The organism is Azorhizobium caulinodans ORS 571 (assembly GCF_000010525.1).
GTDB lineage: Bacteria > Pseudomonadota > Alphaproteobacteria > Rhizobiales > Xanthobacteraceae > Azorhizobium > Azorhizobium caulinodans.
On record NC_009937.1, the window covers coordinates 2876902 to 2885917 of the forward strand.

At 64.5% G+C, this 9016-nt stretch carries 13 protein-coding genes; all 13 read right to left on the reverse strand.

Annotated elements, in window-relative coordinates; genetic code table 11:
- Window positions 1-11: 11 nt before the first annotated feature.
- The gene (rplP, locus tag AZC_RS13170) at window positions 12-425 is read right to left on the reverse strand and encodes a 50S ribosomal protein L16 (RefSeq protein WP_012171073.1); all 414 of its coding nucleotides are present in this window, start codon (window positions 423-425) and stop codon (window positions 12-14) included.
- Window positions 426-453: 28 nt separating this feature from the next.
- Window positions 454-1200: a 30S ribosomal protein S3 gene (gene rpsC / locus AZC_RS13175; RefSeq protein WP_012171074.1), complete on the reverse strand. Its 747-nt coding sequence runs from the start codon at window positions 1198-1200 to the stop codon at window positions 454-456.
- Entirely contained in the window at window positions 1200-1580 is a 381-nt protein-coding gene (gene rplV / locus AZC_RS13180; RefSeq protein ID WP_012171075.1) for a 50S ribosomal protein L22, read from the reverse strand. The genes rpsC and rplV overlap by 1 nt, the downstream gene beginning before the upstream one ends.
- Before the next feature lie 6 nt (window positions 1581-1586).
- Window positions 1587-1865: a 30S ribosomal protein S19 gene (rpsS, locus tag AZC_RS13185; protein WP_012171076.1), complete on the reverse strand. Its 279-nt coding sequence runs from the start codon at window positions 1863-1865 to the stop codon at window positions 1587-1589.
- Between the two features lie 11 nt (window positions 1866-1876).
- Complete coding sequence (gene rplB, locus AZC_RS13190; protein ID WP_012171077.1) at window positions 1877-2710, reverse strand: 50S ribosomal protein L2; 834 nt, start codon at window positions 2708-2710, stop codon at window positions 1877-1879.
- Between the two features lie 22 nt (window positions 2711-2732).
- Window positions 2733-3041, reverse strand: a complete 309-nt coding sequence (locus tag AZC_RS13195) for a 50S ribosomal protein L23 (RefSeq protein WP_012171078.1) — start codon at window positions 3039-3041, stop codon at window positions 2733-2735.
- Window positions 3038-3658, reverse strand: a complete 621-nt coding sequence (rplD, locus tag AZC_RS13200) for a 50S ribosomal protein L4 (protein ID WP_043879327.1) — start codon at window positions 3656-3658, stop codon at window positions 3038-3040. Before rplD ends, AZC_RS13195 begins: the two co-directional genes overlap by 4 nt.
- Entirely contained in the window at window positions 3658-4383 is a 726-nt protein-coding gene (gene rplC / locus AZC_RS13205) for a 50S ribosomal protein L3 (RefSeq protein WP_043879328.1), read from the reverse strand. Before rplC ends, rplD begins: the two co-directional genes overlap by 1 nt.
- Window positions 4384-4405: 22 nt before the next feature.
- Complete coding sequence (rpsJ, locus tag AZC_RS13210; RefSeq protein ID WP_012113701.1) at window positions 4406-4714, reverse strand: 30S ribosomal protein S10; 309 nt, start codon at window positions 4712-4714, stop codon at window positions 4406-4408.
- A gap of 66 nt (window positions 4715-4780) precedes the next feature.
- Window positions 4781-5974 carry an elongation factor Tu gene (gene tuf / locus AZC_RS13215; protein WP_012169411.1) on the reverse strand — a complete coding sequence of 398 codons (1194 nt, stop codon included), beginning with the start codon at window positions 5972-5974 and terminating at the stop codon, window positions 4781-4783.
- Window positions 5975-6037: 63 nt separating this feature from the next.
- Entirely contained in the window at window positions 6038-8113 is a 2076-nt protein-coding gene (gene fusA / locus AZC_RS13220) for an elongation factor G (protein ID WP_012171081.1), read from the reverse strand.
- An 18-nt stretch (window positions 8114-8131) separates the two neighbouring features.
- Complete coding sequence (gene rpsG / locus AZC_RS13225) at window positions 8132-8602, reverse strand: 30S ribosomal protein S7 (protein ID WP_012171082.1); 471 nt, start codon at window positions 8600-8602, stop codon at window positions 8132-8134.
- A 17-nt stretch (window positions 8603-8619) separates the two neighbouring features.
- A complete protein-coding gene (gene rpsL / locus AZC_RS13230) occupies window positions 8620-8991 on the reverse strand; it encodes a 30S ribosomal protein S12 (protein WP_012171083.1) in 372 nt (123 codons plus the stop codon).
- Window positions 8992-9016 lie beyond the last annotated feature (25 nt).

A 9016-nucleotide genomic window follows, 5' to 3' on the forward strand; every position in this document is an offset into this window, starting at 1 on the left:
GAGCCTCTCCCTCACTCGGCGATGCGCTGAATGAAGCGCGTCTTGATCGGCAGCTTGGCGGCGGCGAGCGTCAGCGCTTCACGGGCGAGGTCGACCGGCACGCCGTCGATCTCGAACATGATGCGGCCGGGCTTGACCTTGGCCGCCCAATATTCCGGGGCGCCCTTGCCCTTACCCATACGAACTTCGGTGGGCTTGGAGGTGACGGGCACGTCCGGGAAGACGCGGATCCACACCCGGCCCGCACGCTTCATGTGACGGGTGAGCGCGCGACGCGCGGCTTCGATCTGGCGGGCGGTGACGCGCTCGGGCTCAAGAGCCTTGAGACCGAACTCACCGAAATTCAGTTCCGTACCGCCCTTCGCGACGCCGTGGATACGGCCCTTGAACTGCTTGCGGAACTTCGTGCGCTTGGGTTGCAGCATGGCTTAATCGCCTTCCTTTTGCAGCCGGTCACGCGGCGCTGTCGCGGTCGCGATCGCGGTCACGATCACGGTCACGACGCGGCGGACGACCGCTGGACGGGCCTTCGCTCTCCGCGGTCATGCGCTTGTCCACGGCCATCGGATCGTGCTCGAGGATCTCGCCCTTGAAGATCCACACCTTGACCCCGCAGGTGCCGTAGGTGGTGAAGGCGGTCGCCGTGCCATAATCCACGTCCGCACGCAAGGTGTGCAGCGGAACGCGGCCCTCGCGGTACCACTCCAGACGCGCGATCTCGGCGCCGCCGAGACGGCCGGAGCAGTTGATACGGATGCCCTCGGCGCCGAGACGCATGGCCGACTGCACGGCCCGCTTCATGGCGCGACGGAAAGCCACGCGGCGCTCCAGCTGCTGGGCAATCGACTCGGCCACCAGGCGCGCGTCGATTTCCGGCTTCCGGATCTCCACGATGTTGATGAAGACCTCCGACTTGGTCATGTCGGCGACCTTCTTGCGCAGCTTGTCGATGTCCGCGCCCTTCTTGCCGATGACCACGCCCGGACGCGCCGAGTAGATGGTCACGCGGCACTTCTTGTGCGGACGCTCGATCACCACCTTGGACACCGCGGCCTGCTTCAGCTGCTTCAGCAGCATCTGGCGGATCTTGATGTCCTCGTGGAGCAGCGTGCCGTAGTCGCCCTTATTGGCGAACCAGCGGCTGTCCCAGGTGCGGTTGATGCCGAGCCGCAGCCCGACCGGATTGACCTTTTGACCCATCAGGCCCGCTCCTCGACTTCCCGCACCACGATGGTGATGTGGGAGAAGGGCTTCTCGATGCGCGAGGCGCGACCACGCGCACGCGGCGAGAACCGCTTCATGACCAAACCCTTGCCCACGTGCGCCTCGGCGACGATCAGATCGTCCACGTCGAGGTCGTGGTTGTTCTCGGCGTTCGCGATGGCGCTCTCGAGGCACTTCTTCACGTCACGCGCAATGCGCTTGCGGGAGAACTCGAGATCCGCCAGGGCGGTGGACACCTTCTTGCCGCGGATCAGACCCGCGACAAGGTTGAGCTTCTGGGGCGACACGCGCAGGTTGCGCGCAACAGCCTTGGCTTCGTTGTCCGCGAGAGCGCGGGGAGTTGCCTGCTTACCCATGGCTGATCACCGCCGCTTCGACTTCTTGTCGGCCGCATGCCCGTAGTAGGTACGGGTCGGCGAGAACTCGCCGAACTTATGGCCGACCATGTCCTCCGAAACGTAAACGGGAACGTGCTTCGCCCCGTTATACACACCGAAGGTAAGGCCAACGAACTGGGGAAGGATCGTGGAGCGACGGCTCCAGATCTTGATGGTCTCGTTGCGACCCGAAGCGCGCGCCGCATCTGCCTTCTTGAGCAGATAGCCGTCGACGAACGGGCCTTTCCAGATAGATCTCGACATAGGTTAGGCCCTCACTTCTTCCGCTTGTGACGGCTCGTGACAATGAACTTGTCGGTCGCCTTGTTCGAGCGGGTCTTCATGCCCTTCGTGGGCTTGCCCCACGGGGTGACAGGATGACGGCCACCAGACGTGCGGCCTTCACCGCCGCCGTGCGGATGGTCGACCGGGTTCATGGTCACGCCGCGGTTATGCGGCTTGACGCCCAGCCAGCGGCTGCGCCCGGCCTTGCCGAGCGAGGTGTTCATGTGGTCCGGGTTGGAGACCGCACCGACCGTGGCATAGCAGGCGCCATGGATGAGGCGCTGCTCGCCCGAATTCAGGCGAACGATCACATAGCCCTGGTCGCGGCCAACGATCTGAGCGTAGGAGCCGGCGGAGCGGGCAATCTGGCCGCCCTTGCCGATCTTCATCTCGACGTTGTGCACGATGGTGCCGACCGGCAGGTTCGACAGCGGAGCCGCGTTGCCGGGCTTCACGTCCACCTGCTCGCCCGCAATCACCTTGTCGCCGACGGCCAGACGCTGCGGCGCCAGGATGTAGGCGAGTTCGCCGTCCTCATACTTGATGAGGGCGATGAAGGCGGTGCGGTTCGGATCGTACTCCAGACGCTCCACGGTGGCGGACACGTCGCGCTTGGCGCGCTTGAAGTCCACCAGACGGTAGGTCTGCTTGTGACCGCCGCCACGGAAGCGGACCGTGATGCGGCCGTTGTTGTTGCGGCCGCCCGAGGAGCTCTTGCCCTCGGTCAGCGTCTTCACCGGCTTGCCCTTGTAGAGGCCGGAGCGGTCCACGATCACGAGCTGGCGAAGGCCCGGCGTGACCGGCTTGAAATGCTTCAGCGCCATGGTCTTAGTTCCGTTCCTTCACTCACAGGCCCGTGGTGATGTCGATCCGCTGGCCCTCTTCGAGGGTCACGACGGCCTTCTTGACATCGCTCTGGACGCCCTTGCGGCCGCGGAAGATCTTCACCTTGCCCTTGCGGACCAGCGTGTTCACGCTCTTGACCTTCACGTCGAACAGCTTCTCCACGGCCTCCTTGATCTGAGGCTTGGTGGCGTCGGCGGCGACGTTGAAGACCACCTTGTTCTGCTCGCTCTGCGCCGTCGCCTTCTCGGTGATGACGGGGGAGCGGATCACGTCGTAATGACGCGGCTCGATGTTGGCCTGCGGGCTCATTTGAAGCGCGCCTCCAGCGCGTCCACGGCGGCCCGGGTCAGAACCAGGGTGTCACGCCGCAGAATGTCGTACACGTTGATGCCCTGCACAGGCAGCACGTCCACGGAAGCGAGGTTGCGGGCCGCAAGAGCGAAATTGGTCGCCACCTGCTCGCCGTCCACCACCAGCACCGAAGCGATGCCGAGCTTCTCGAAACGCTCCTTCAGAGCCTTGGTCTTGGCGTCCGTCAGGGTCGCGGCGTCGAGCACGATGATCTGCTCGGCCTTGGCCTTGGAGGACAGCGCATGCTTGAGGGCAAGCGCGCGGACCTTCTTGGGAAGGTCGAAAGCGTGCGAGCGCACCACCGGCCCGAAGGCCCGTCCGCCGCCGCGGAACTGCGGAGCGGAGGCAGCGCCGTGACGGGCGTTGCCGGTGCCCTTCTGCTTGTAGAGCTTCTTGGACGTGCGGTTGATCTCCGAACGGCCCTTGGTGCGGTGCGTGCCGGCCTGGCGACGGGCGAGCTGCCACGTCACCATGCGGTGCAGGATGTCCGCGCGGGGCTCGAGACCGAAGATGGCGTCCGAGAGCTGGATCGAACCGGCTTCAGCGCCGTCGAGCGTCTTGACGGTGAGTTCCATCACGCGCCCTCCTCGTTGGTGGCTTCGGCCGCGACAGCGCCAGCGGTCTCGCGCAGCTTGAACGCGCCGGGCTTGGGCGCTTCGCTCGGGAGGCGCTTCTTCACCGCGTCGCGGACCATGATCCAGCCGCCGGCGTGACCGGGAACGGCGCCTTCCACGGCGATCAGGCCGCGCTCGACGTCGGTCATCACGACCTTCAGGTTCTGGGTGGTGACGGTGACGTCACCCATGTGGCCGGGCATCTTCTTGTTCTTGAAGGTCTTGCCCGGATCCTGGCGACCACCGGTCGAACCGATGGAGCGGTGGGAGATCGACACGCCGTGCGAGGCGCGCAGACCGCCGAAGTTGTGCCGCTTCATGCCGCCGGCAAAACCCTTACCGATCGTGGTGCCGGTGACGTCCACATACTGGCCCACAACGAAGTGGTCAGCCGTGATCTCGGCGCCGACCGGGATCAGAGCGTCGGCGTCCACGCGGAATTCCGCGAGCTTGCGCTTGGGCTCGACCTCGGCCCGGGCGAACTGCCCGCGCTCGGCCTTGTTGGTGTTCTTCGGCTTGCGCTTGCCAGCACCGAGCTGGACCGCGACGTAACCGTTCTTGTCGAGCGTGCGGTGGGCGACCACCTGGCAGCTCTCAACTTTCAGCACAGTGACCGGCAAATGCTCGCCCGCATCCGTGAAGATGCGTGTCATGCCGAGTTTCTGGGCGATGACGCCTGACCGCATGGTCGTGTCTCCTCGCCTCACGTCAGAGCTTGATTTCGACGTCGACGCCAGCGGCGAGGTCGAGCTTCATCAGCGCGTCCACGGTCTGGGGAGTCGGATCGACGATATCGAGCAACCGCTTGTGAGTACGCATCTCAAACTGCTCGCGCGACTTCTTATCGATGTGCGGAGAGCGATTGACGGTGAACTTCTCGATCCGCGTCGGCAGCGGAATCGGGCCGCGCACCTGCGCGCCAGTGCGCTTGGCCGTGGCGACGATCTCGCGGGTCGACGCATCGAGGATGCGGTGATCGAACGCCTTAAGGCGGATCCGAATGTTCTGGCCGTTCATGGCTCAAGGGCTCCAAGAAAAAGAGGGACGCGCCGCGCTGGCGGCGCGGCCCCGTTTCTTATTGTTTCACTCGATGATGGAGGCGACGACGCCGGCGCCGACGGTGCGGCCGCCCTCACGGATGGCGAAGCGGAGCTTCTCTTCCATCGCGATCGGGACGATCAGCTGCACGTCCACCGAGATGTTGTCGCCCGGCATCACCATCTCGGTGCCTTCGGGCAGCGTCACCACGCCGGTCACGTCCGTCGTGCGGAAGTAGAACTGCGGGCGGTAGTTGGTGAAGAACGGCGTATGACGGCCGCCCTCTTCCTTCGTCAGGATGTAGGCTTCGGCCTTGAACTTGGTGTGCGGCTTCACCGAACCCGGCTTGCACACCACCTGGCCACGCTCCACGTCCTCGCGCTTCGTGCCGCGCAGCAGCACGCCGACGTTGTCGCCGGCCTGGCCCTGGTCGAGCAGCTTGCGGAACATCTCGATGCCGGTGACGGTGGTCTTCACCGTCGGGCGGATGCCGACGATCTCGACTTCGTCGCCCACCTTCACGATGCCGCGCTCGACACGGCCGGTCACCACGGTGCCGCGGCCGGAGATCGAGAACACGTCTTCGATCGGCATCAGGAAGGGCTGGTCAACCGGACGCTCCGGCTGCGGGATGTACTTGTCCACCTCGGCCATCAGCTTCAGGATGGCTTCGGCGCCAAGCTCGGGAGACTTGTTCTCGAGCGCGCACAGGGCAGAGCCGCGCACGATCGGGATGTCGTCGCCGGGGAAGTCGTACTTGGACAGAAGCTCGCGGACCTCGAGCTCGACCAGCTCAAGAAGCTCCGGATCGTCGACCATGTCGCACTTGTTCAGGAACACCACCAGAGCCGGCACGCCGACCTGACGGGCGAGCAGGATGTGCTCGCGGGTCTGCGGCATCGGGCCGTCGGCGGCGGACACCACCAGGATCGCGCCGTCCATCTGGGCCGCGCCGGTGATCATGTTCTTCACATAGTCGGCGTGGCCGGGGCAGTCCACGTGCGCATAGTGGCGGTTCTGCGTCTCGTACTCGACGTGCGCCGTCGAGATCGTGATGCCGCGCGCCTTCTCTTCCGGCGCCTTGTCGATCTGGTCGTAGGCGGTGAAGGTCGCGCCACCCGACGTCTCGGCGAGCACCTTCGTGATCGCGGCCGTCAGAGAGGTCTTGCCGTGGTCAACGTGGCCGATGGTGCCAATGTTGCAGTGCGGCTTGTTACGTTCAAACTTAGCTTTGGCCATGGGACTCTCCGTTGGGTCTCTCTGGCGGTGATTTCTTGCGAAAACGATAAGGACTTAAGAAGTTCAGGCGTATTTCGCCTGAACCTCCTGAGCGACGTTCGACGGCACCTGCTCGTAGTGGTCGAACTGCATGGTGAAGGTCGCGCGGCCCTGGCTGAAGGAGCGCAGGGTGTTCACGTAACCGAACATGTTCGCCAGCGGGACCATGGCGTTCACGACATTCGCGTTGCCGCGCATGTCCTGGCCCTGGATCTGGCCGCGACGGGAGTTGAGGTCGCCGATGACCGAACCCGTGTAATCCTCGGGGGTCACGACCTCGACCTTCATGATCGGCTCGAGCAGAACCGAGCCGCCCTTCTGCAGGGCTTCACGGAAGCCGGCACGAGAGGCGATTTCGAAGGCCAGGGCCGACGAGTCGACTTCGTGGAAGGCGCCGTCGGTGAGCGTCACCTTGACGTCCACCACCGGGAAGCCGGCGATGACACCCGCGCCGAGCACGCTCTCGAGGCCCTTCTGGACGCCCGGGATGTACTCCTTCGGCACCGCGCCGCCGATGATGGCGCTTTCGAACTCGAAGCCCTTGCCGGCCTCGTTCGGCTCCACCGTGAACTTGACCCGCGCGAACTGGCCGGTACCACCGGTCTGCTTCTTGTGGGTGTAGTCCACCTCGGTCTTCTTCGTGAGGGTCTCACGATAGGCGACCTGCGGAGCGCCGATGTTGGCGTCCACCTTGTAGGTGCGCTTCAGGATGTCGACTTTGATGTCGAGATGCAGTTCGCCCATCCCCTTGAGGATGGTCTGGCCGCTCTCGTGGTCGGTCGACACGCGGAAGGACGGATCCTCGGCGGCGAGCTTGGAGAGCGCGATGCCGAGCTTCTCCTGGTCGGCCTTGGACTTCGGCTCGATCGCGATCTCGATGACCGGCTCGGGGAATTCCATCTTCTCCAGGATCACGGCCTTCGCGGGGTCGCACAGCGTATCGCCGGTGCGCACTTCCTTGAGGCCGGCCAGGGCGACGATGTCACCCGCATAGGCTTCCTTGATGTCTTCCCGGTTGTTCGCATGCATGAGCAGCATGCGGCCGACGCGCTCGCGCTTGTCACGGGTCGAGTTGAGGAGGCCCATGCCCGCTTCCATCACACCCGAATAGATGCGGCAGAAGGTGATGGTGCCGACGAACGGGTCGTCCATGATCTTGAACGCGAGCACCGACAGGGGCTCCTCGTCCGAAGGCTTGCGAACCGTCTCTTCCTCGGTCTTGAAGTCGATGCCCTTGATCGCGCCGCGATCGATGGGGCTCGGCAGATAGTCCACGACGGCGTCGAGCAGGGGCTGCACGCCCTTGTTCTTGAACGCCGAGCCGCAGAAGACCGGGTTGAACTTGCGGCCGACGACCGCGAGACGGATCAGGCGCTTCAGCGTCGCCTCGTCCGGCTCCTGGCCGTCGAGATAGGCGGCCATGGCATCGTCGTCGAGCTCGACGGCGGCCTCGACCAGCTTGTTGCGATACTCAGCGGCCTTGTCGGCGAGATCGGCGGGGATCTCCTCGTCGTGGAACTTGGCGCCGAGCGCCTCGTCTTCCCACACCACCGCCTTCATGCGCACCAGGTCGATGATGCCCTTGAAGTTGTTCTCGGAGCCGATCGGCAGCTGGCAGCACACGGGGTTGCCGGCCACGCGGTCGATGATCATCTCGACGCAGCGGTAGAAGTCCGCGCCGGTCTTGTCCATCTTGTTGACGAACACGATGCGCGGCACGTTGTACTTGTCGGCCTGGCGCCAGACGGTCTCCGTCTGGGGCTCAACACCCTGGTTGCCGTCCAGCACGCACACCGCACCGTCGAGCACACGCAGGGAGCGTTCGACTTCGATGGTGAAGTCCACGTGCCCGGGGGTGTCGATGATGTTCAGGCGCTTGCCCGACCAGAAGGCGGTCGTCGCAGCAGAGGTGATCGTGATGCCACGCTCCTGCTCCTGCGTCATCCAATCCATGGTGGCAGCGCCATCATGGACTTCGCCGATCTTGTGGCTCTTGCCGGTGTAATAGAGGATCCGCTCCGTGGTCGTGGTCTTTCCGGCATCAATGTGGGCCATGATGCCGAAATTGCGGTAGTCCTCGATGGCGTGCGTACGCGGCATGACTGAGGTCCTCTCCGATCACCAGCGGTAGTGCGAGAAGGCGCGGTTGGCTTCCGCCATCCGGTGCGTGTCTTCGCGCTTCTTCACGGCGTTGCCGCGATTGTTGGCCGCATCGAGCAGCTCGGCGGAGAGACGCTCCACCATGGTCTTCTCGTTGCGGGCACGGGCCGAGGCGATGAGCCAGCGGATCGCGAGGGTCTGGCGACGCTCGGTGCGCACTTCGACGGGCACCTGGTAGGTGGCGCCGCCGACGCGACGGGACCGCACTTCCACGGCGGGAGCGACGTTCTCGAGCGCGGTCACGAACAGATCCAGAGGATTGCTCTTGGCCTTGGCTTCGACCACGTCGAGCGCACCGTAGACGATGCTCTCGGCGACCGACTTCTTGCCGTCGCGCATGATGGAATTCATGAAGCGCGAGACGATGATGTTGCCGAACTTGGCGTCCGGAATGACTTCGCGACGCTCAGCCTTGTGACGACGAGACATTGTTCAGGCTCCCCTTATCACTTCGGCCGCTTCGCGCCGTACTTCGAACGACGCTGCTTACGGTTCTTCACGCCCTGGGTATCCAGAACGCCACGCAGGATGTGATAGCGCACACCCGGAAGGTCCTTCACGCGGCCGCCGCGGATCATGACCACGGAGTGCTCCTGAAGGTTGTGACCTTCGCCGGGGATGTAGCCGATCACTTCGTAGCTGTTGGTCAGCCGCACCTTGGCGACCTTACGAAGCGCCGAGTTCGGCTTCTTCGGGGTCGTGGTGTAGACGCGGGTGCACACGCCGCGCTTCTGCGGGCTCGACTGAAGAGCGGGTGCCTTGTCCCGGGCCTTCTGCGCTTCCCGCGGCTTCCGGATCAGCTGGTTGATCGTCGGCATGTAGCCTTCGCCTCGTCCTGACCTG